Below are 21,682 nucleotides of genomic sequence, written 5' to 3'. Positions count from 1 at the left end.
ACATTTGACCATTTGACCGTTGTCGGTCTGCGCGAGTGGGTGGCGCTCCCGGATCTGGGAGTCGCTGGCCTGCGGGCAAAAATCGACACCGGCGCCAGCACCTCCAGCCTGCATGCCACCGATATCGAACCGTTCGAACGCGACGGGGAACGATGGGTACGCTTTACTGCGCACTTGGGCACGGTGGTGCAACTGCGTCACCGGCGCTGCGAAGCACCGCTGGTGACGATGAAAACCATTAAAAGCTCCAATGGTCACGCGCAGATGCGTTACGTGGTCAGCACCACCCTGGCCCTCGGTGATCGGGTCTGGCGGGTCGAGTTCACCCTCGCCTGCCGCAAGTCCATGCGTTATCGCCTGTTACTCGGTTCCAAAGCCCTGATCGACGGCCAGTTGGTGGTCAATCCGGGCATCAAGTATGTACAAGACAAGCCGGTGTTCCCGGTATCTACCTTCTCCACAGGTGTTGCATGAAGATCGCTGTGCTGTCGCGAAACCCGCGTCTGTATTCCACTCGTCGTTTGGTCGAAGCCGGTATCGAGCGCGGCCATGAAATGGTGGTGATCGACACCCTGCGCGCTTACATGAACATTGCCAGCCACAAGCCGCAGATCCACTACCGCGGCAAGCCGCTGGAAGGTTTCGATGCGGTGATCCCGCGGATCGGTGCGTCGGTGACGTTTTATGGCTGCGCGGTGTTACGTCAGTTCGAAATGATGGGCGTTTTTCCGCTCAACGAGTCGGTTGCCATTGCTCGATCGCGGGACAAACTGCGGTCCCTGCAATTGCTGTCGCGACGGGGGATCGGTTTGCCGGTCACCGGTTTTGCGCACTCCCCGGACGACATTCCCGACTTGATCGAGATGGTCAACGGCGCGCCATTGGTGATCAAGGTGCTGGAAGGCACTCAGGGCATCGGCGTGGTGATGTGTGAAACGGCGACGGCGGCGGAATCGGTGATCGAGGCGTTCATGGGCCTGAAGCAGAACATCATGGTTCAGGAATACATCAAGGAAGCCGGCGGGGCGGACATTCGCTGCTTCGTGGTGGGCGACAAGGTGATTGCGGCGATGAAGCGTCAGGCCAAGCCTGGGGAGTTTCGCTCCAACCTGCATCGTGGTGGCACCGCCAGCCTGATCAAGATCACCCCGGAAGAACGCATGACGGCATTGCGTGCGGCGAAGGTGATGGGATTGGCGGTGGCCGGTGTGGATATCCTGCGTTCCAATCATGGGCCGCTGGTGATGGAAGTGAACTCGTCACCGGGGCTGGAAGGGATTGAGATCACCACGAGCAAAAACGTGGCGGGGATCATCATTGAGCATCTGGAAAAGAATGGTGGGCCGAATATGACGCGCACCAAAGGCAAAGGTTGAAGCTGACTCGGTGATCGTTCCCACGCTCTGCGTGGGAACGATCATGCCGATCGGGTTAGACGGCATCCCTCGGCAACAACAACCCCAGCGGCAACCGCACCCGCGCTTCCAGCCCGCCGCCGGAACGGTTGCGCAGCTCGACATTGCCGCCATGCATCGAAGCAATCCGCTTCACGATCGCCAACCCCAGCCCGGTTCCCTTGCCACCCCGCGCACGGTCGCCACGGGTGAACGGGTTGAAAATCGCCTCCAGCTCCGACGGATCAATCCCCGCCCCCCGGTCCATGACGCTCAGTACCACGTACGGCGCACTGGTATCCCCAGACACATAAGCCGCCACTTCAACACTGCTGCCGGCGTGATGCAGCGCGTTGCCGATCAAATTGTTCAGCAGCCGCTTCATCGACACCCGCCGCAACGGGAAAGGCTGGATCGGTTCCAGACGCAGGCGCACTTTCTCTTCGTTCTGGTTGTACGGCGCGGCGACTTCGCGAACCAGGTCGGTCAGGTCCACCTCTTCCACCGACTCATCGCGACCATCGCGAATGAACGCCAGGAACTGGTCGAGAATCGCGTCCATGTCTTCGATGTCGCGGACCATGTCATCCGTCAGGTCGCTATGGTCGCCCATCAACTCCAGAGACAGCCGCAAACGGGTCAAGGGTGTGCGCAAGTCATGGGAGACCCCGGCCAACATCAGTTCGCGTTCGCGACCGGCCTGTTCGACGTCTTCGGCCATCTGGTTGAAGGCGCGATATACCTCCGTCATCTCGCTCGGCGTGTCGCTGATCGGCAGGCGCACGCTACGGCCCTGGCCCAATTGCCTCGCGGCATAGACCAAGCGCTTCAACGGTTGATTGAGCTGGCTGACGAAGATCCACGCCGAGGCAGTGGACAGCAGACCGATAGCGAGGAACCAGCCGAGCACGTTCCAGATTTTCTGGCCGCGCAGTGGATGCGGATAAAGCGGTACTTTCAACCAGCCATCACCCAGGCTTGGCGCCCGAACCCACAGGGCTGGCGGCGAGTGCATGCGTAAGCGGACTTCGGTGTCGGCACCCAGCTCCGCCTGCATCTGCCGCTGATAGATCTCGCTGTACGGCCAGTGCTGCTCGCCTTCCGGCACACCGGCGCCCACTACCCGGATCAGGGTCGCGGCATCAGCAATTTTCGTGCGGTTTTCTTCATCGGCCGCCCAATAGGCACGCAGCGTCAGGGCGACGCCGTGGCTGTATTGGCGGTCCACCAGCACGTCTTCGTTCATCAGCAGATAAACCAGGGTCAGCGCCTTGGAAAACAGGACGACGATCAGCACCAGCCAAAGGGTGCGGGAGAAGAAACTCTGGGGGAACCAAACGGGGGTTTTCATGAATAACCGCTACACACTTGCAGGAGCGAGCGATGCTCGCATATTGCGGATCGCGAGTCTGCGGACAACATCATCCGCAAGACCCGCTCCTACAAATCGCCGATCACTTGGTGGCGGCGCCATCCGGAACGAACACGTAACCCACGCCCCAGACTGTCTGGATGTAACGCGGCTTGGACGGATCGGGCTCGATCATCCGGCGCAGACGGGAAATCTGTACGTCGATGGAACGCTCCAGGGCGTCCCACTCGCGGCCACGGGCCAGGTTCATCAGCTTGTCGCGGGTCAGTGGCTGACGCGCGTTCATCACCAAGGCCTTGAGTACCGCGAACTCACCGGTGGTGAGCATGTGCACTTCGTCACCGCGCTTGAGTTCGCGGGTGGCCAGGGACAGTTCGTAGTCACCGAAGGTCACGCTTTCGTCTTCGCTGCCCGGTGCGCCCGGCACAGGGGCCGACTGACGACGCAGGACGGCTTTGACGCGAGCCATCAGCTCGTCCGGGTTGAACGGCTTGGCGAGGTAATCGTCAGCCCCCAGTTCAAGACCCTTGATGCGGCTCAGCTCATCGCCCTTGGCGGTGAGCATGATGATCGGAATCTGATTGTCCGCGCCGCGCAGGCGGCGGCAGGCGGTCAAGCCGTCTTCGCCGGGCAGCATCAGGTCGAGGACGACCAGGTTGAACACTTCACGCGCCAGCAGGCGATCCATTTGTTCAGTGTTCGGTACGGAGCGGGCACGGTAGCCCTTGCTGACGAAAAAGCGTTCCAGCAGGCTGCTTAGCCCCGGATCGTCGTCAACGATAAGAATTTTTTCGCCTTCAGCAATGTTTGCAGTGCTGCTCATTAGATGCTCCTTTGATCTCGGCGCGCATTATGGCGTAGCTGCCGTTATACGCACCGTGTGCATTGTTAGCAGATTTTTCCTTCACCGCCAGAAATCCAGGCATTGTGCCTACAGCCTGCGATGCCCCCCGAATGATAGAACGCTGGTTATAATGCGCGGCCTTTTGTGTCAGGCAACGTCTGATCATTACTGTAGGTGGCCTTTTTTTATTTTCATGGCGCCGGCAGTAATTGTTCGATTTCACGGGTCAACGGGATGCCTGTTGATCCAGGTAGCGGCGCAGGCCAGGCCGCTCAACCAGACTCGCCGAGGCCTTATCTCTGCGCCTGCGAGCCTGCTTTCACAATTTGTCAGGTGGTTTTATGGACAGCATCAACAGCCGCATCGCCGAGGAACTCGGCGTACGCCCACAACAGGTCGAAGCGGCCGTCGCGCTACTCGATGAAGGCTCTACCGTTCCCTTCATCGCCCGCTACCGGAAAGAAGTGACCGGCAGCCTCGATGACATTCAGTTGCGTCATCTGGAAGAGCGTCTGCGCTACCTGCGAGAACTCGACGAACGGCGCATCAGCATCCTCGCCAGCATTCAGGAACAGGGCAAGCTGACGCCGCAACTTGAACGCGACATCAAACTCGCCGACACCAAAACCCGCCTCGAAGACTTGTACCTGCCGTACAAGCAGAAGCGCCGCACCAAGGGCCAGATTGCTCTGGAAGCCGGCCTCGGCGAACTGGCCGACGGCCTGTTCAACGACCCGACCCTGACGCCAGACGCCGAAGCTGCACGCTTCATCGATGCCGAAAAAGGCGTCGCCGATGTGAAGGCGGCCTTGGAAGGCGCCAAGTACATCCTGATGGAACGCTTCGCCGAAGACGCCGGCCTGTTGGACAAATTGCGCAGCTACCTCAAGCAGGAAGCCACCCTCAGCGCTCGCGTCATCGCAGGCAAGGAAGAAGAAGGCTCCAAGTTCCGCGACTACTTCGAGCACGACGAACCGCTGAAAAGCATGCCGTCGCACCGCGCGCTGGCGATTTTCCGTGGTCGCAACGAAGGCATCCTGAGTTCGGCGCTGAAAGTCGGCGACGAACTGCCGGGCGCCATGCACCCGTGCGAAGGCATGATCGGCCAGCAATTCGGCATCCAGAACCAGAACCGCGCCGCCGACAAATGGCTGGGCGAAGTGGTGCGCTGGACCTGGAAGGTCAAGCTCTACACCCACCTCGAAACCGACCTGTTGGGCGAACTGCGCGACGGCGCGGAAACCGAAGCAATCAACGTGTTCGCCCACAACCTGCACGACTTGCTGCTGTCGGCCCCGGCCGGGCCGCATGCCACGCTGGGCCTCGACCCGGGCCTGCGCACCGGTTGCAAGGTCGCCGTGGTCGATTCCACCGGCAAGCTGCTGGATCACGCCACGGTCTACCCGCACGTGCCGCACAACAAGTGGGACCAGACCCTCGCGATTCTTGCCGCCCTGTGCGCCAAGCATGCAGTGGACCTGATCGCCATCGGCAACGGCACCGCCAGCCGCGAAACCGACAAGCTGGCCGCTGAACTGATCAAAAAATACCCAGCGATGAAGATGACCAAGGTCATGGTCTCCGAGGCCGGCGCATCGGTTTACTCGGCATCGGAACTGGCTTCCAAGGAATTCCCGGACCTCGACGTGTCGATCCGTGGCGCGGTGTCGATTGCCCGTCGCCTGCAGGATCCACTGGCGGAGCTGGTGAAGATCGACCCGAAGTCCATCGGTGTCGGCCAGTACCAGCACGACGTGTCGCAGCTGAAACTGGCGCGCGGCCTGGACGCCGTGGTCGAAGACTGCGTAAACGCCGTGGGCGTGGACGTGAACACTGCTTCCGTAGCGCTGTTGGCGCGCATTTCCGGCCTCAACGCAACCCTGGCGCAGAACATCGTCAGCCACCGCGACGAGCACGGCGCCTTCAAAACCCGTGCGGCGCTGAAGAAAGTTGCGCGTCTGGGTGAGAAAACCTTTGAACAGGCAGCCGGTTTCCTGCGCGTGATGAACGGTGACAATCCGCTGGATTCGTCGGCAGTTCACCCGGAAGCCTATCCGTTGGTTCAGCGCATCGCCGCTGAAACCGACCGCGACATCCGCTCGCTGATCGGCGACGCCAGCTTCCTCAAGCGTCTTGATCCGAAAAAGTACACCGACGAAACCTTCGGTCTGCCAACGGTCACCGACATTCTGCAAGAGCTGGAAAAGCCTGGCCGCGATCCACGTCCCGAGTTCAAAACTGCCGAGTTCCAGGAAGGCGTCGAAGACCTCAAGGACCTGCAGCTGGGGATGATCCTCGAAGGCGTGGTGACCAACGTGACCAACTTCGGTGCTTTCGTCGACATCGGCGTGCATCAGGATGGTTTGGTGCACATCTCTGCGCTTTCGGAGAAGTTCATCAAGGATCCGCGTGAAGCAGTGAAGGCTGGCGATGTGGTTAAAGTGAAGGTCATGGAAGTCGACATCCCGCGCAAACGCGTGGGCCTGTCGATGCGCATGAGCGACACCCCGGGCGAGAAAATCGATGGCGCACGTGGTGCACGTCCGGGTTCGGCACCGCGCCAATCCCAGAACAATGCACCGCGTAAAGAAACCACGGCGGCGGCTCCGGTCAATAACGCCATGGCTTCGCTGTTCGCCAACGCCAAGCAATTGAAGAAACGCTGATGGACATCCCTGCCGGGCTGACCGAAAGCGCGTATTTCAAGCTGCTGGGGTGTCGCCTGCACAGCCTGGAGACCGGGGTGGCGCAAGTCGCCCTCGGGCTTGCGCCAGAACTGCGCAATCGCGGCGGCAAGCTGCACGGCGGGGCCTTGTTCAGTCTGGTGGACATTGCCATGGGGCTGGCCTGTTCCAGCAGCCACGGCTTTGACCAGCAGAGCGCGACCATCGAGTGCAAGATCAACTACATTCGCGCCGTGGCCGACGGCGAGGTGATGTGCACGGCGCGGGTGATCCACCCGGGCCGCCGCACGCTGGTGGTCGAAGCTGACGTGATGCAAGGCGACAAACTGGTCGCAAAAGCACAAGGCACGTTCGCTGTCCTGTAGCTAACGGTCATCGATTTGAGTTAATTTCAGCGCAAAGCAACCTGTGGGAGCGGCGGTGCGACGATTCGACTTGCCCGCGATGGCGGTGTGTCAGATGACATAAATGGTGGTTGACACTCCCTCATCGCGAGCAAGCTTGCTCCCACAGGGATCGTGCAGTTTTTGAATAATCGGCATATGGCCTGTCGGGCTCAAAAACCAGGCGACAACGCCAGTTTCAACTTCACCCTTGTAGACCGTCCTGCCCACCCCCATATTGGGGCGACTGACGCGTGAAGGAATCCAACTTGAGCGAACTTCTCAACCGCCGCCTGGCTCTGCTCGGCGAGCGCGCTAACCTCTCTCTGCTCGAACAGTGCCTTCACGGCATCGAACGTGAATGCCTGCGCGTGACCAGCGAAGGTCGCCTGGCGCAAACGCCGCACCCGGAAGAATTGGGTTCCGCGCTGACCAACGAACAAATCACCACCGACTATTCCGAGTCGTTGCTGGAGTTCATCACGCCCGCCCTGCCCGACCCGGCAGACACGCTGGCGAGCCTGGACAAGATTCACCGTTTTGCCTACAGCAAGCTCGGCAACGAGTACCTGTGGAGTCCATCGATGCCGTGCCCGTTGCCGGCCGAGGAAGACATCCCGATCGCCTATTACGGCACCTCCAACATCGGTCAGCTCAAGTACGTCTACCGCAAGGGCCTGGCCCTGCGGTATGGCAAGACCATGCAGTGCATCGCCGGGATTCACTACAACTTTTCCCTGCCGGAAAAGCTCTGGCCGCTGCTCAAGGAGGTCGAAGGTTTTGTCGGCACCGACCGCGACTATCAGTCGTCGGCCTACATCGCACTTATCCGCAATTTCCGCCGCTACAGCTGGCTGCTGATGTACCTGTTCGGTGCTTCGCCAGCGCTGGACGCCGGATTCCTGCGCGGTCGTTCGCATCAACTGGAGCAACTGGACCCCGACACTCTTTACCTGCCGTATGCCACCAGCCTGCGCATGAGCGACCTGGGTTACCAGAGTAACGCCCAGGCCGGTCTGACGCCGTGCTACAACGATCTGGCCAGCTACACCGACAGCCTGCGCAAAGCAGTGGCCACGCCGTATGCGCCGTATGTCGAGATCGGCACACACAAGGATGGTGAGTGGGTTCAGCTCAACACCAACATCCTGCAAATCGAAAACGAGTACTACTCCAACATCCGCCCGAAACGCGTGACCTACACCGGCGAACGGCCGATCCAGGCGCTGGTGGCCCGCGGCATCCAATACGTAGAAGTGCGCTGCCTGGACATCAACCCGTTCCTGCCGATGGGCATCGATCTGCCGGAGTCGCGGTTCCTCGACGCATTCCTGTTGTACTGCGCGCTGAACGACAGCCCGCTGCTGACCAACACCCACTGCGACAATGCAACCTCGAACTTCCTCAGTGTGGTCAAGGAAGGTCGCCGCCCGGGCCTGCAACTGCAACGCGACGGTCAACCGGCAGACCTGAAAGAGTGGGCCAGCGAATTGCTGGAGAAGATCGCGCCATTGGCGGCGCTGCTGGATCAGAGCCATGGCGGCGATGCCCACAGCAAGGCAGTGGATGCGCAACTGGCCAAGATCAAGGATCCGTCCCTGACGCCATCGGCCCAGGTGCTGGCAGCGATGGCTGAGCACAAGGAGAGCTTCAGTCAGTTTTCCCTGCGCCAGAGCCAGGTCCATGCAGAGTTTTTCCGCAGCGAGCCATTGAATGGCGAAGACCAGGCGAAGTTTGAAGCTCGGGCGCGCTCGTCGTTGGCTGAGCAGGTTGAGCTGGAGCAGAACGAAGTCGGCGACTTCGATGTGTTTGTCGGGTCGTATCAGGCGAGCATTCTGGCCATTAGCAACTAATCTCCTGAGCACCGATCGTTCCCACGCTCTGCGTGGGAACGATCAGGCGATCATCAGCGCACTCTGCTTAGAATTTTCCGCTCATAAGCTCATTCGAAAAAGTTATTTATTTTCGGATTCTTAGATCATTTAGTCTCCTTTCACGCCGACTCTCGGTCGCCTGACAAGGAGCTTCTCAATGAAACTGACTTTCCCCCTTCGCCTCTTGGCGGCCGTCTCATTGGCTGCGGCGAGTTTCTTTGCTCAGGCGGCTGACGTCACCGTCGCCTACCAGACCACCGTTGACCCGGCGAAAGTCGCCCAAGCCGACGGCGCGTACGAAAAAGCCACCAACGCCAAAATCGACTGGCGCAAATTCGACAACGGTGCCGACATCATCGCCGCCATCGCTTCCGGTGACGTGCAGATCGGCTACCTCGGTTCCAGCCCCCTGACGGCTGCGATCACCCGCAAAGTCCCGGTAGAAACCTTCCTCATCGCCACCCAGATTGGCGCCGCTGAAGCCTTGGTCGCTCGTGACGGCTCCGGGATCAAGACGCCACAAGACCTGATCGGCAAGAAAATCGCCGTGCCGTTCGTTTCCACCGGTCACTACAGCCTGTTGGCCGCACTGAAGCACTGGAACATCGACCCATCGAAAGTCACCGTCCTCAACCTTGCCCCGCCAGCCATCATCGCTGCGTGGAAACGCGGTGACATCGACGCCACCTACGTGTGGGACCCAGCCCTCGGTGTCGCCAAGGAGAACGGCAAAGTACTGATCACCTCCGGCGAACTGGCCAAGTTCGGCGCGCCGACTTTTGATGCGTGGATGGTGCGTAAAGACTTCGCCGAGAAGCATCCGGAAATCGTCACCGCGTTCGCCAAAGTGACCCTCGATGCCTACGCCGACTACCGCAAAGACCCGACAGCCTGGCTCGCCAACCAATCCAATGTCGACAAGCTGGTGAAATTGTCCGGCGCCAAGGCCAGTGACATTCCACTTCTGCTGCAAGGCAACGTCTACCCGCTGGCGGCTGATCAGGTGCTCACCCTCGGCGCGCCGACCACCAAGGCCATTACCGACACCGCTGCGTTCCTGAAAGAACAAGGCAAAGTCGAAGCCGTGCTGCCGGACTACGCCCCGTATGTCAGCTCTAAATACATCACCAACTGATCGGAGTTAACTGCGATGGCTTTGCTTCAGCTGGAGCGCATCAGCGCACAGTACCCCGGCAGTCCGGAACCGGTGCTGGCGGATATTTCCCTGAGCCTTGGCCCCCAGCAATTGCTGGTCGCCCTCGGCCCGTCCGGCAGTGGCAAGACTTCGCTGTTGAACCTGATTGCCGGTTTCGTCGAGCCCAGTGCCGGGCGCATCACCCTCGATGGCGTGCCGGTCAAAGGCCCGAGCGCCGAACGCGGCGTGGTGTTCCAGGACGATGCCCTGCTGCCTTGGCAGGACGTGCTGGCCAACGTCGGTTTCGGCCTGGAACTGGCCGGCATTTCCCGGGACAAACGGGAAATCCGCGCTCGGGAAATGCTCGCTTTGGTGGACCTTTGCGGCTTCGAAAACCGCCGGATCTGGCAACTCTCGGGTGGCCAGAAGCAACGTGTGGGTCTGGCCCGTGCGCTTGCTGCTGATCCCCGAGTATTGCTGATGGACGAGCCCTTCGGCGCCCTCGATGCCTTCACTCGCGAACAGATGCAGGAGCTGCTGCTGCAAGTCTGGCAGCGCACCGCAAAACCCGTTTTCCTGATTACTCACGACATCGAAGAAGCAGTGTTTCTCGCCACGGATCTGATTCTGCTGGCGCCCAATCCTGGGCAAATCGTTGAGCGTCTGAGTCTGGATTTCGGTCAGCGCTACGCTGCCGGCGAGTCGGCACGGGCAATCAAATCCGACCCGCGCTTTATCGAAACCCGCGAACACGTGCTCGCCAAAGTGTTCTCCCAACGCAGCGCCGTCCGGCGGCAGGAGCGCGCATGAGCAGCTATGAAATTCCGGCCGTCACGGTGAAACCGGGTTCGACGGTCATTGCGGTCCGTCGCAGTTTGAGCACGCGCTGGATCAGCCTGCTGACGCTTGTCGCACTCGTGGTTATCTGGTGGGCTGTCACCGCCACTGCAATGATCGAACCGCTGTTCCTGCCGCCACCCTCCGCGGTGCTGCAAAAAGGCTGGCTGCTGGTGACCACCGGCTACATGGATTCAACGTTATGGCAGCACCTTGGCGCGAGCCTCAGCCGAATCGGTCTGGGTCTGGGCTTCGCGGTGCTGACCGCCGTGCCGGTCGGCATCGCCATCGGTGACAACCGTATTGCTCGCGGCATTCTCGATCCGCTGATCGAGTTCTACCGGCCGATTCCACCGCTGGCTTATCTGCCGCTGATCGTGATCTGGTGCGGCATCGGCGAGCTGTCGAAAGTCTTGCTGATCTACCTGGCGATCTTCGCCCCGATCGCCATCGCTACGGCGACCGGCGTGCGTACCGTCGACCCGGCCAAATTGCGCGCCGCGCAGTCGTTGGGCGCGACTAAGGCTCAGTTGATTCGCCATGTGATTCTGCCGAGCGCGCTGCCGGATATTTTGACCGGTGTGCGAATTGGCTTGGGTGTGGGTTGGTCGACGCTGGTCGCCGCCGAATTGATCGCCGCCACCAGTGGTTTGGGGTTCATGGTGCAGTCGGCCGCGCAGTTTCTGGTCACTGATGTGGTGGTGCTGGGGATTCTGGTGATCGCCCTGATCGCCTTCGCCATGGAGATGGGCTTGCGCGCCCTGCAACGCAAACTGGTGCCGTGGCATGGCCAGGCTCACTGAGTGTTCATCATGTTAGATCCCCTGTGGGAGCGAGCCTGCTCGCGATAGCGATGTATCAGTCACAGCAATATCGCCTGACACTCTGCAATCGCGAGCAGGCTCGCTCCCACAGGAAAGCGTCCTGAATTGAAGAGAAAGACCATGAGCAACCTGACCATCGTCCCCTTAAGCTACGCCCTCGGCGCACAGATCAGTGGCGTCGACATCAGCCAACCGCTGAACCTGGAGCAGCGCGACGCCATCGAGCAGGCGCTGCTCAAGCATCAAGTGTTGTTCTTCCGCGATCAGCCAATCACACCGCAGCAACAGGCGCGTTTCGCCGCCAACTTCGGCGACCTGCACATTCATCCGATCTACCCGAATGTGCCGGAACAGCCGGAAGTGCTGATCCTCGATACCGCCGTCACTGACGTTCGTGACAACGCGATCTGGCACACCGACGTGACCTTCCTGCCGACCCCGGCCCTGGGCGCGGTGCTCAGCGCCAAGTTGCTGCCGGAATTTGGCGGCGACACGTTGTGGGCCAGTGGCATCGCGGCGTACGAAGCGCTTTCGGCGCCGATGAAATCCTTGCTCGAAGGGCGGACGGCCACCCACGATTTCACTCGTTCGTTCCCGTTGGAACGCTACGGCAACACGCCTGAGGCGTTGGCCCAGTGGGAAGAGGCACGCAGGAAGAATCCGCCGCTGTCGCACCCGGTCATTCGCACGCACCCGGTCAGCGGGCGCCGTTCGTTGTTCGTCAATGAAGGCTTCACGTCGAAGATCAACGAGCTGTCGGAGACCGAAAGCGAGGTGATTCTGAAGTTTCTGTTTGCCCACGCCACACGGCCGGAATTTACGATTCGCTGGCGTTGGCAGAAGGACGACGTGGCATTTTGGGACAACCGCGTGACACAGCATTACGCCGTGGATGATTACCGGCCGGCGCGGCGGGTGATGCAGCGGGCGACAGTGTTGGGGGATGTGCCGTTTTTCCGGTAATCCCTGAGTTCTTTGCTGTCTGTTCTGGCCCAATCGCGAGCAGGCTCGCTCCCACAGTGGATTTGCGTCAGGCACAGACCCTGTGGGAGCGAGCCTGCTCGCGATGAGGCCGGAACAGGCGCCGACAGACCCGGCGCCGAAAAGCTTACTCAGCCGTCGAAGGCTTCTCCCAAAGATTGACCCCGCCCTCCTGGGCAAACCGGTCAATTTCCGCCAGCTCTTCGGCACTAAAGCTCAAATTTTTCAATGCGCCGACGTTCTCGATAATCTGCTCCGGCCGGCTCGCACCGATCAACGCCGACGTCACGCGCGGATCGCGTAACGTCCACGCCAATGCCAACTGAGCCAGGCTCTGACCACGACGCTGGGCAATCTCATTGAGTGCACGCACGTGCGCGATGTTGGTCTCAGACAGATGAGACGCCTGCAAAGAACCACCGCCCGGACGGTTAACCCGCGCATCTGCCGGCACGCCGTTCAGATACTTGTCGGTCAGCAGCCCTTGAGCCAGCGGAGTGAACGCAATCACGCCCGTACCGAGTTCGTCCGTCGTATCCAACAGGTCTTTTTCCACCCAGCGATTGAGCAGGTTGTAAGCCGGCTGGTGAATCAGCAACGGCACTTTCCACTCTTTCAGCAGCGCGGCCATTTCACGGGTTTTAACCCCCGAGTACGAGGAGATACCGATGTACAACGCCTTGCCCTGTTGTACCGCGGTGGCCAGTGCGCTGGCGGTTTCTTCCAGCGGCGTGTCCGGGTCGAAGCGGTGGGAATAGAAAATGTCCACGTAGTCCAGACCCAGGCGCTGCAGGCTCTGATCAAGGCTGGCCAGCACGTATTTGCGCGAACCGCCGCCCTGACCATAAGGGCCGGCCCACATGTCCCAACCGGCCTTGCTGGAGATGATCAGCTCGTCGCGATACGGCTTGAAATCTTCACGCAGCAAACGGCCGAAATTGATCTCGGCGCTGCCGTACGGCGGGCCGTAGTTGTTGGCCAGGTCGAAATGGTTGATGCCAAGATCAAACGCGGTACGCAGTAACGAACGCTGAGTGTCGATCGGCGTGCTGTCACCGAAGTTGTGCCACAGGCCCAGTGACAGCGCCGGCAGCACCAGCCCGCTGCGGCCTACGCGGCGGTAAGGGATGGAGTCATAGCGGTTTTCGGCAGCGGTGTAGGTCATCGAATCCTCTCTTGTCTGTCTTGAATTTGGTATCGACTGCTTCGCAAGTTGCCCAGCATACGCCCAGACAAACGCCGATAACCCCCGGACTAGAGAAATGCTGAAACGTTTCACATATTTCATGTTTGCCGTGGAGCGTCCCGGGCTGCATTCCCACACAGAGCGTGGGGGCGATCAGGGGACGGGGTCAAACAGCATCCGCAAACACTTCCCCCAACCAATCCACAAATACCCGAACCCGTGGCGACATATGTCGGTTGTGGGGATACAGCACTGAAACCGGCATCGGCGGCGGTGGGGTGTTGGTGAGAATTTCCTGCACCAGCCCTTGGGAAATCTGCGTTTCCATTCGGTAGTGCGGGCACTGGATCAAACCCAGCCCGGCTATCGCCGAGGCGGCATAAATCTCTGCGCCAAACACCGATAACGCGCCATCGATGGTGACTTCCTTCAGTTCGCCATCGACCATGAATTCAAACGGAAACTGCTTGGCGGTGGTACGCGAAACGTAGTTCACCGCGCGATGGTTTTTAAGATCATCGAGATGCTTCGGCTCGCCGAATTTGCGAAGGTAAGCGGGGCTGGCACAGGTGATTTGTCGCAGGTTGGCCACGCGTTTTCCGATCAGCGCCGAGTCGCCCAAGGTGCCGGCGCGCAGCACGCAGTCGACGCCTTCGGCGATCAAGTCGACAAAGCGGTCGGCCTCGCTGATGGACAGTTCGATGTCCGGGTAGCGCGCCATAAACTGCGGCAACGCGGGGATCACAAAATGCCTGGCCAGCGTGCCGTGCAAGTCGACCCGTAACCGCCCTTTCGGCGCCACGCTGCGAAAGGCCAGTTCTGCTTCTTCCAGTTCTGCCAGCAATTGCACGCAACGCAGGTAGTACGCCTCGCCATCCAGCGTAGGACGGACCTTACGCGTACTGCGCTCTAGTAAACGAGTACCCAGCCAGGCTTCGAACTGATTCAGCGTATGGGTCAGCGTCGCCCGCGGCAGATTCAAGTCATCGGCGGCCAGCGTGAAGCTGCTGCGCTCATAAATCCGCACGAAAACCTTCATCGCTTTGACTTGATCCACGTGGGTCTCCGGCACTCGATTGTTGGCGATTATTGAACAGTCAAGGCAACTCTCGTGCATTTATCGGCCTGAGTAAACATGTGAATCTGGCTTCCCCTCCAAGCAAACAACTTCCAAGGAACCTTTGCCATGACTACTCAAACGACCAAAGTCGCCATCGTGACCGGCGCCTCTCGCGGCATCGGCGCCGTGATTGCCAAACAACTGGCCAGCGAAGGTTTTGCCGTCGCCATCAACTACGCCAGCAGCGCCACTGAAGCCTCGAAACTGGTTGTGGAACTGCGTCAGGCGGGCCATCAGGCCATAGCGATCAAGGCCGATGTGGCCAATGCCGACGACGTGCGCCGGATGTTCGACGAGACCGAAACACAACTGGGCAAGGTCGACGTCCTGATCAACAACGCCGGAATCCTTAAAGTCATGCCGCTGGCGCAACACACCGATGAGCTGTTCGACCAAAACTTCAACATCCACGCTCGGGGCACTTTCAACACCCTGCGTGAAGCGGCCACCCGCCTGAACAGCGGTGGCCGGATCGTCAACTTCTCCAGCAGCACCGTCGGCATGAACCTGCCGGGCTACGCCGTGTACATCGCCAGCAAAGCGGCGGTGGAATCGCTGACCCAGGTGTTCGCCAAGGAAATGCGCGGTCGCAACATCACCGTCAACGCCGTCGCACCCGGCCCGGTGGTGACCGATCTGTTCTTGCAGGGCAAGAGCGAAGAGCAAATCCGGACCTTCGCCAAGATGCCTCCGCTGGAACGTCTGGCTCAGCCGGAAGACATCTCGCGCGTTGTGTCCTTCCTGGTCGGCCCGGACTCAGCGTGGGTGAACGGGCAAATCCTGCGCGTCAATGGCGGCCTCGTCTGAGCAGCCTCACTCGGGTCAAGGAGAAGAAAATCATGAGTCATCCAGCCCACACCGCCCACACCGGGCAATCGAAATTGATGTTTACGCTGTTCGCTGACCCTGCCGGTCTGGGCGATGTTTGTCGGTTGGGTCGCGTTCTACGTCTTCTCCGTCGCGCCTGAAACCTCCCTTACGGTGCAGAGGTCAACGCTATGAAATCCGTCATTCTGATTACCGGTGCTTCCAGCGGTTTTGGCGCACCAACCACTTCGTGCACTCCGGCTCACCCGCCGATCAGGCCCGCGCCGCCGAATACAACGAAGGCCTTTACGCCGGAGTCCCGGATCAGGCACTCAAAGGTCTGGCCGCGCTGGAACCGGCAGACGCCGATGTGGGCGAGGTGGCCAACGCTATCGTCGAGATCGTCGGGATGCCCTTCGGCACTCGTCCGTTTCGCCGGCATATCGACCCATCTGAAGAGGGCGCGGAAATCGTCACCGCCATGGCCGATCGGGTACGCGCCGAGATGTTCCGCCGCATCGGCCTGGAAGACCTGTTGAAACCGACGCGGCGCTAACGTCCGCCCTGACACCGATCATTCCCACGCTGCGCGTGGGACCGATCATTGATGACACATGCCTCGGAGCTCCCATGCGCCAGAACCCGACCTTGCTTATTCCGGCACTCGCGCCGCTTTACCGCCTCGGCGAACCCGTTTCCTACGCCCTGTTACGCGCCACGTTCGGCGTGATCATGGTGACCCACGGCCTGCCCAAACTGCTCGGCCAGTCGCACGGCTCGATGGCGGACCCGATGGCCGCGTCGATCAACTTGATCCAGAACCTCCTGCACTTGCCTATGCCAGGCCTGATTGGCCTGGTGGTGGCGTTGCTGGAAGGCGTCGGCGGATTCCTGCTGGTTCTGGGACTGGGGACGCGCCTGCTGGCGGCGATGATGGGTATCCAGATGCTGACGATCGCCAGTATTCTCGGACCGACCTGGCCCTGGATCGACCGTGGCATCGAATACCCGGTGTTGATGGCGTTTCTATCGCTGTACATCCTGTTTCGCGGAGCAGGACGCTACTCACTCGACCACACTCTAGGTCGAGAACTCTGAAAGTCGTCGCGAGGACTTCACCATGCACACCACCATCATCATCTTCTTCGGCCTGGTCCTGCTGGCGCTGATGCTGTTCATCGGTGAGAAAATCGGCTTCCCGCGCCAGGTCCTGGCCTACAGCTTTGCCGTGTTGTGGCTGGCACTGACGTTGATCAACGGCGCAGTCGGCATGGTCACCGCCGGCCAGTCGTTGAGCACAGAACTGATGGTTGGCAGCGCCGTATTCGGTGTACCGGTGGCGGCGCTGGTGCTGTTCATGGTGATGAGCAGCGAAACCTGAGCGCCACCGGTTCTCGATCAACGCACCAAATGCAGAAACTGCATGTGCCGTTCGTACTGATCGAGGATGTCGTTGATAACCTGCTCCTTGGTATAGCCGACCAGATCGTAGTCCTGACTGCCCTCGCTCAAATGCACTTCGGCGCGGTAGTAACGGCGGTTGTTGAGTTCCTTGGAGCCCATCCCGCCCCGGGCGAACGAAGGCGTGAAGTAACCCCGCATCTGCACCTGATAGATGAACGGATGCTGCTCACCGTGACCGATTTCCAGGCTGACGCTGTCATTGGCCGGATCGGGCTGAGCGACCACGTGCAAACCCTTTTCGACGAACACTGCCGTCACCTCTTCAATCGCCGGACGCACCGTCGTTTCAAGGAAACGATAGACCTCATCGCGAGACGGGAAATGCACAGCCTGGCTCAAGCGCTGACGCCATCCGCCACGCCTCGAACCGGACACCGGTGCCAGGGAATGCAGCTGCGCGATCTGCTTCTGCGACTCCAGATAGAACGCCTTGTGCAGCCCCCACATCATCAGCAGCAAAATCATCGAGAACGGCAACGAGGTCAGCACCACCGCGGACTTCAGCGCATCAATGCTGCCGGAGAACAGCAGCGCACTGGTCACCAGCGCGGTCATCGCACCCCAAAATACCCGCAGCCATTTCGGCCCGTCTTCATCGGGATTGCCGCCCTTGGCGGACAACGTCGAGAGCACCACGGTGCCGGAATCGGCCGAAGTGACGAAGAACACGAAGCTGATGAACACCGTCACCGCGATGACAGTTTTGCTCCACGGGTAGGTTTCCAGCAGCAGGTAAAGGGTCATCGACGGGTTGTCGATGGCCGACATGCCGAGGGCGCTCATGCCGTGGTTGAGGACTTGATCGATGGCGCTGTTGCCGAAGATCGACATCCACGCCAGGGTGAAGCCAAGCGGAATCAGCAGCACGCCGAAGACGAATTCGCGGATGGTCCGGCCACGAGAGATCCGTGCGATGAACAGGCCCACGAACGGCGACCAGGCAATCCACCAGGCCCAGTAGAACACGGTCCAACCGCCCAGCCAGTCGCTGGGTTTGTCGTAGGCGTAGAGGTCGAAACTCTTCATCGGCAACGCGCCGAGGTAGTCGCCGATGTTCTGGATCAAGGTGTTGAGCAGGTGCTGCGTGGGGCCGGCGAACAACACGAATAGCAGCAGTGCGCAGGCCAGCAGCATGTTGATGTCGGACATTACCCGCACGCCTTTATCGACGCCGGACACCGCGACGATGATCGCCGCGCCCATCATCAACGTGATCAGACCGACCTGAACCCATTGGGTGTGGGCGATGCCGAACAGATAGTCCAGACCCGAGTTGAGGTGCAGCACGCCAAAGCCCATGTCCGCGCCCAGGCCGAACACCGTGGCGATGATGCCGAAGCCGTCCACCGCGTAGCCGATCGGGCCGTTGATGCGCTTGCCGATCAGCGGATACAGCGCCGAACGCAACGCCAGCGGCAGGTTATGCCGGTACGCGAAGTAGGCCAGCGCCATGCCGACGAAGGCGAACACGCCCCAGCCGTGCAGGCCCCAGTGCAGAAACAGAATCTGCATCGCCTGACGCGCTGCATCCGCCGTGCCCGCTTCGCCTTGCGGCGGTTGCGCCAAATGGGTCAGCGGTTCGGATACGCAAAAGAAAAACAGCGTGATGCTGATCCCGGCGGCGAACAGCATGCCGGCCCAGGACAGGTAACTGAATTCAGGTTCGTCGTGGTCGGCACCGAGCTTGATCTTGCCGTAGCCGGACAAGGCGGTGACCACCACGAAGACCAGATACAGGGTCATCGCGAGCATGTAGTACCAGCCGACCGTGTTGGCCGCCCAGTTTTGCGCGGCCAGCAACCAGGCACCGGCCTGTTCGGGTATCGCCATGACCACAACGGCGAACAACAAAATAAAGGTCGCCGCGAAATAAAAAACCGGCGGATTCATGCGGACCTGACCGCTGGCGGAGGTGGGCGATGCACTCATGAAAGATGCACCTCGAGGGAGTGAAACAGGGCAATCAATAACGGACTCGGCAAAGGCAAGCCTCCTGTTGTGAGCGGGCAGCAAACCGGCGGTTTAACTTGAATGAGCGTTCAATTTAAACATGAGTAGGGGGCTAAGGACTAATCGCAAAGCTCGACGGTATCTTTCGTACGCTAGCTCAAGGATGGGTATGACGCGGGGTTTGGGAGGTTCGTTCAGTGAAAATTGGCGGAATGCCATTATCTCTGTACAGATCTAAGATCCACCCCTCACCTTAACCCTCTCCCCAAAGGGGCGAGGGGACCGACCGAGGTGTTTGGTAGACATTCTGCGACCTGAGATACCGAGTGAACTCAAGTTTTGAAATGCCTGGAGATCGGCTCCCTTTCCCCTCTCCCCTGTGGGGAGAGGGTTGGGGTGAGGGGTGGCTCTCTGATCAGACAAAGCTCCATCGACCGCCCTACTTCTGCGTACCGTCATCATGCTGCAGATTCGCCTGAGTCAGGTTGCAGCCCGCCGGCACGCTGCGGGTCAGCCAGACGTTGCCGCCAATAGTCGACCCCTTGCCAATCGTGATACGCCCCAGAATCGTCGCCCCGGCATAGATCACCACATCGTCCTCAACGATCGGATGTCGCGGATGGCCTTTCTGCAACTGGCCGTCCTCATCCGACGGGAAGCGCTTGGCGCCCAGGGTCACCGCCTGATAAATCCGCACGCGTTCACCAATAATCGCCGTCTCGCCGATCACGACACCCGTCCCGTGATCGATGAAGAAACTGCGCCCGATCTGCGCGCCCGGATGAATATCTATGCCGGTCGCCGAGTGAGCGATTTCCGCGCTGATGCGTGCCAGCAACGGCAACCCGGCCCGGTACAAATGGTGGGCCAGGCGATGGTGAATCACCGCCAGAATGCCGGGATAGCACAACAACACTTCATCGACGCTGCGCGCCGCCGGATCGCCGTGGTAAGCCGCCAGCACGTCGGTGTCCAACAGGCTTCGCAACCCCGGAAGTGCGAGGGCGAAGTCCTGAATGATCTGAATGGTTCTGGCCTCGACCTCTGTATCAGCCTGGGTACTGTGGCGGGCGGCATAACGCAGTTCGAGGCGCGCCTGCGCCAGCAAAGCGTTCAACGCAACGTCCAGCGTGTGGCCGACGTAGAAGTCCTCACTCTCCTCGCGCAAATCCACCGGCCCCAGGCGCATCGGGAACAGCGCGCCGCACAGCGCTTCAAGAATCTCCGCCATGGCCGCGCGGGACGGCAGCTCTCGACCGCCCTGCTCGGTGCTGGCGCGGCCGTTTTCAGCTCGCCACTGGTCACGCGCCGTGCGCAGCTGGCTGACGATGGTCTGCAATTGCCAATGACTGGAACGCTCGCTCACGGTAAATAACTCCTCACGGCGGCCGGACTGTCTGGCCGCGCTGACGGCAATTACTTTACGGCAAGGTCTGGAAGCCGAATTAAGAACCAATTGTGCTGGGTTAAGAATTTTTAGCTATAAGCGATTGGCGGTTGCCCCGATAAATAGGCGTGCTTATAGTCCTGACATCTTTCTCCGCCAGTACGGAACCATGATCAAACAACAGCTTGCCCGTTTTGACCGCCTCGATCTGCTCGGCCACCCGACCCCGCTGGAAAAACTCGAACGCCTGTCGGCCTGGTTGGGTCGCGATGTGTACGTCAAGCGTGACGACCTGACGCCGTTGGCGATGGGCGGCAACAAGCTGCGCAAACTTGAATACCTGGCCGCCGATGCCTTGGCCCAGGGTGCTGACACCTTGATCACCGCGGGTGCGCTTCAGTCCAACCACGTTCGCCAGACGGCCGCCATTGCGGCCAAGCTTGGCCTGGGCTGTGTGGCGCTGCTGGAGAATCCGCTCGGCACCGACGACGCTAACTATGTCGGCAACGGCAATCGGCTGTTGCTGGACCTGTTCGATGCCAAGGTCGAGCTGGTGGAAAACCTCGACAACGCTGACGAGCAATTGCAGTCCCTGGCCGACCGTTTGCGCAACAACGGCAAAAAGCCGTATCTGGTGCCGATTGGTGGCTCGAACCCATTGGGCGCTTTGGGTTACGTGCGTGCAGGGCTGGAACTGGCCGAACAGATCAAGGACACCGGCCTGAATTTCGCAGCCGTGGTCCTGGCTTCGGGCAGCGCTGGAACCCACAGCGGCCTGGCGCTGGCGTTGAGTGAAACACTGCCGGATTTGCCAGTGATTGGTGTCACGGTTTCCCGTAGCGATGAAGATCAGCGACCGAAAGTCCAGGGGCTCGCCGAACGCACGGCCGAATTGCTGGGCGTGAGCCTGCCGGCGAGTTTCAAGGTCGAGTTGTGGGACGAATACTTCGGCCCGCGCTATGGCGAACCGAATGCCGGGACGTTATCAGCGGTGAAACTGCTGGCGAGCCAGGAAGGTTTGCTGCTCGACCCTGTTTATACCGGCAAGGCCATGGCAGGTTTGCTCGATGGCATCGGCCGCCAGCGCTTCAATGACGGTCCGATCATCTTCCTGCACACCGGTGGGGAGCCGGCATTGTTTGCCTACAAAGAGTTTTTTTAACCGAGACGTTGACTGATCGTTCCCACGCTCTGTGTGGGAATGCAGCCCGTGACGCTCCGCGTCCCTTGGGCATTCCCCCGCAGAGCTTGAGGAACGATCCTTGATTAGATATTCAAATAACGAATAACAAACTTAATATTTATTATTTTCCAATCTAAAAACTACATCATATAGTCACGCCGCAGGCGAATTTGCAGCGAGACGCATACGCTGCTTTAGGGCAGGATATCGCAGTCGTCCAAATCCCGATTTTGCCAACATTCCTAAAAGCGTCTTCA

20 protein-coding genes are annotated in these 21,682 nt (G+C 60.1%); 14 read left to right on the top strand and 6 right to left on the bottom strand.

Annotated features, from left to right (window positions below):
- Window positions 1-12 precede the first annotated feature (12 nt).
- Both FQ185_RS05705 and rimK read left to right on the top strand, forming a co-directional pair.
- Entirely contained in the window at window positions 13-474 is a 462-nt protein-coding gene (locus FQ185_RS05705) for an ATP-dependent zinc protease (protein WP_178113504.1), read from the top strand.
- Window positions 471-1,376, top strand: a complete 906-nt coding sequence (gene rimK / locus FQ185_RS05700; protein ID WP_149416655.1) for a 30S ribosomal protein S6--L-glutamate ligase — start codon at window positions 471-473, stop codon at window positions 1,374-1,376. Before FQ185_RS05705 ends, rimK begins: the two co-directional genes overlap by 4 nt.
- Before the next feature lie 55 nt (window positions 1,377-1,431).
- Here rimK and FQ185_RS05695 read toward each other — a convergent pair whose 3' ends face one another.
- On the bottom strand, window positions 1,432-2,745 hold the full coding sequence (locus FQ185_RS05695; RefSeq protein ID WP_149416654.1) for an ATP-binding protein: 1,314 nt from the start codon (window positions 2,743-2,745) through the stop codon (window positions 1,432-1,434).
- 103 nt (window positions 2,746-2,848) lie between these two features.
- A complete protein-coding gene (ompR, locus tag FQ185_RS05690) occupies window positions 2,849-3,589 on the bottom strand; it encodes a two-component system response regulator OmpR (RefSeq protein WP_149416653.1) in 741 nt (246 codons plus the stop codon).
- Between the two features lie 362 nt (window positions 3,590-3,951).
- Between ompR and FQ185_RS05685 the strand changes: the two genes are divergently transcribed.
- The 7 genes from FQ185_RS05685 (at window position 3,952) to tauD (ending at window position 12,310) form a co-directional block, all read left to right on the top strand.
- The gene (locus tag FQ185_RS05685; protein WP_149416652.1) at window positions 3,952-6,276 is read left to right on the top strand and encodes a Tex family protein; all 2,325 of its coding nucleotides are present in this window, start codon (window positions 3,952-3,954) and stop codon (window positions 6,274-6,276) included.
- Window positions 6,276-6,659, top strand: a complete 384-nt coding sequence (locus FQ185_RS05680) for a PaaI family thioesterase (protein ID WP_149416651.1) — start codon at window positions 6,276-6,278, stop codon at window positions 6,657-6,659. Before FQ185_RS05685 ends, FQ185_RS05680 begins: the two co-directional genes overlap by 1 nt.
- Before the next feature lie 287 nt (window positions 6,660-6,946).
- Window positions 6,947-8,530, top strand: coding sequence for a glutamate--cysteine ligase (gene gshA / locus FQ185_RS05675; protein WP_149416650.1), 1,584 nt, complete (start codon window positions 6,947-6,949; stop codon window positions 8,528-8,530).
- Window positions 8,531-8,708: 178 nt separating this feature from the next.
- Window positions 8,709-9,686, top strand: coding sequence for a taurine ABC transporter substrate-binding protein (gene tauA, locus FQ185_RS05670; RefSeq protein ID WP_149416649.1), 978 nt, complete (start codon window positions 8,709-8,711; stop codon window positions 9,684-9,686).
- Window positions 9,687-9,701: 15 nt separating this feature from the next.
- Window positions 9,702-10,496, top strand: a complete 795-nt coding sequence (gene tauB, locus FQ185_RS05665) for a taurine ABC transporter ATP-binding subunit (RefSeq protein WP_149416648.1) — start codon at window positions 9,702-9,704, stop codon at window positions 10,494-10,496.
- Window positions 10,493-11,326, top strand: a complete 834-nt coding sequence (gene tauC / locus FQ185_RS05660; RefSeq protein ID WP_149416647.1) for a taurine ABC transporter permease TauC — start codon at window positions 10,493-10,495, stop codon at window positions 11,324-11,326. The genes tauB and tauC overlap by 4 nt, the downstream gene beginning before the upstream one ends.
- Before the next feature lie 141 nt (window positions 11,327-11,467).
- Window positions 11,468-12,310 carry a taurine dioxygenase gene (tauD, locus tag FQ185_RS05655; RefSeq protein WP_149416646.1) on the top strand — a complete coding sequence of 281 codons (843 nt, stop codon included), beginning with the start codon at window positions 11,468-11,470 and terminating at the stop codon, window positions 12,308-12,310.
- A gap of 145 nt (window positions 12,311-12,455) precedes the next feature.
- On the opposite strand, the gene mgrA is transcribed toward tauD, so the two are convergent.
- Window positions 12,456-13,493 (bottom strand): L-glyceraldehyde 3-phosphate reductase, encoded by a 1,038-nt coding sequence (mgrA, locus tag FQ185_RS05650; RefSeq protein WP_149416645.1) that lies wholly within the window; start codon window positions 13,491-13,493, stop codon window positions 12,456-12,458.
- 187 nt (window positions 13,494-13,680) lie between these two features.
- Complete coding sequence (locus FQ185_RS05645; RefSeq protein WP_149416644.1) at window positions 13,681-14,571, bottom strand: LysR family transcriptional regulator; 891 nt, start codon at window positions 14,569-14,571, stop codon at window positions 13,681-13,683.
- A 129-nt stretch (window positions 14,572-14,700) separates the two neighbouring features.
- Between FQ185_RS05645 and FQ185_RS05640 the strand changes: the two genes are divergently transcribed.
- The 4 genes from FQ185_RS05640 (at window position 14,701) to FQ185_RS05625 (ending at window position 16,822) form a co-directional block, all read left to right on the top strand.
- Window positions 14,701-15,441, top strand: coding sequence for an SDR family oxidoreductase (locus FQ185_RS05640; protein WP_149416643.1), 741 nt, complete (start codon window positions 14,701-14,703; stop codon window positions 15,439-15,441).
- 250 nt (window positions 15,442-15,691) lie between these two features.
- Window positions 15,692-15,997: a hypothetical protein gene (locus tag FQ185_RS05635; RefSeq protein ID WP_256730374.1), complete on the top strand. Its 306-nt coding sequence runs from the start codon at window positions 15,692-15,694 to the stop codon at window positions 15,995-15,997.
- A 74-nt stretch (window positions 15,998-16,071) separates the two neighbouring features.
- On the top strand, window positions 16,072-16,539 hold the full coding sequence (locus FQ185_RS05630; RefSeq protein ID WP_149416642.1) for a DoxX family protein: 468 nt from the start codon (window positions 16,072-16,074) through the stop codon (window positions 16,537-16,539).
- A 22-nt stretch (window positions 16,540-16,561) separates the two neighbouring features.
- A complete protein-coding gene (locus FQ185_RS05625; RefSeq protein ID WP_149416641.1) occupies window positions 16,562-16,822 on the top strand; it encodes a hypothetical protein in 261 nt (86 codons plus the stop codon).
- Window positions 16,823-16,839: 17 nt separating this feature from the next.
- On the opposite strand, the gene betT is transcribed toward FQ185_RS05625, so the two are convergent.
- Together betT and epsC are read right to left on the bottom strand one after the other, a co-directional pair.
- Window positions 16,840-18,795 carry a choline transporter BetT gene (gene betT, locus FQ185_RS05620; protein ID WP_178113503.1) on the bottom strand — a complete coding sequence of 652 codons (1,956 nt, stop codon included), beginning with the start codon at window positions 18,793-18,795 and terminating at the stop codon, window positions 16,840-16,842.
- Window positions 18,796-19,294: 499 nt separating this feature from the next.
- Window positions 19,295-20,221 (bottom strand): serine O-acetyltransferase EpsC, encoded by a 927-nt coding sequence (gene epsC, locus FQ185_RS05615; protein WP_149416639.1) that lies wholly within the window; start codon window positions 20,219-20,221, stop codon window positions 19,295-19,297.
- Between the two features lie 190 nt (window positions 20,222-20,411).
- Between epsC and FQ185_RS05610 the strand changes: the two genes are divergently transcribed.
- Window positions 20,412-21,404, top strand: coding sequence for a D-cysteine desulfhydrase (locus FQ185_RS05610; protein ID WP_149416638.1), 993 nt, complete (start codon window positions 20,412-20,414; stop codon window positions 21,402-21,404).
- The last annotated feature ends 278 nt before the right edge of the window (window positions 21,405-21,682 follow it).

The organism is Pseudomonas sp. ANT_H12B (assembly GCF_008369325.1).
Taxonomy (GTDB): domain Bacteria; phylum Pseudomonadota; class Gammaproteobacteria; order Pseudomonadales; family Pseudomonadaceae; genus Aquipseudomonas.
Note: the sequence above shows the minus strand (reverse complement) of the source record. Positions and strands in the feature narration are given on the sequence as shown.

Coding starts and splice junctions, on each gene's coding strand:
- rimK (WP_149416655.1), top strand. CDS start 471: ATGAAGATCGCTGTGCTGTCGCGAAACCCGCGTCTGTATTCCACTCGT.
- FQ185_RS05695 (WP_149416654.1), bottom strand. CDS start 2,745: ATGAAAACCCCCGTTTGGTTCCCCCAGAGTTTCTTCTCCCGCACCCTT.
- ompR (WP_149416653.1), bottom strand. CDS start 3,589: ATGAGCAGCACTGCAAACATTGCTGAAGGCGAAAAAATTCTTATCGTT.
- FQ185_RS05685 (WP_149416652.1), top strand. CDS start 3,952: ATGGACAGCATCAACAGCCGCATCGCCGAGGAACTCGGCGTACGCCCA.
- FQ185_RS05680 (WP_149416651.1), top strand. CDS start 6,276: ATGGACATCCCTGCCGGGCTGACCGAAAGCGCGTATTTCAAGCTGCTG.
- tauA (WP_149416649.1), top strand. CDS start 8,709: ATGAAACTGACTTTCCCCCTTCGCCTCTTGGCGGCCGTCTCATTGGCT.
- tauB (WP_149416648.1), top strand. CDS start 9,702: ATGGCTTTGCTTCAGCTGGAGCGCATCAGCGCACAGTACCCCGGCAGT.
- tauC (WP_149416647.1), top strand. CDS start 10,493: ATGAGCAGCTATGAAATTCCGGCCGTCACGGTGAAACCGGGTTCGACG.
- tauD (WP_149416646.1), top strand. CDS start 11,468: ATGAGCAACCTGACCATCGTCCCCTTAAGCTACGCCCTCGGCGCACAG.
- mgrA (WP_149416645.1), bottom strand. CDS start 13,493: ATGACCTACACCGCTGCCGAAAACCGCTATGACTCCATCCCTTACCGC.
- FQ185_RS05640 (WP_149416643.1), top strand. CDS start 14,701: ATGACTACTCAAACGACCAAAGTCGCCATCGTGACCGGCGCCTCTCGC.
- FQ185_RS05630 (WP_149416642.1), top strand. CDS start 16,072: ATGCGCCAGAACCCGACCTTGCTTATTCCGGCACTCGCGCCGCTTTAC.
- FQ185_RS05625 (WP_149416641.1), top strand. CDS start 16,562: ATGCACACCACCATCATCATCTTCTTCGGCCTGGTCCTGCTGGCGCTG.
- betT (WP_178113503.1), bottom strand. CDS start 18,795: ATGAATCCGCCGGTTTTTTATTTCGCGGCGACCTTTATTTTGTTGTTC.
- FQ185_RS05610 (WP_149416638.1), top strand. CDS start 20,412: ATGATCAAACAACAGCTTGCCCGTTTTGACCGCCTCGATCTGCTCGGC.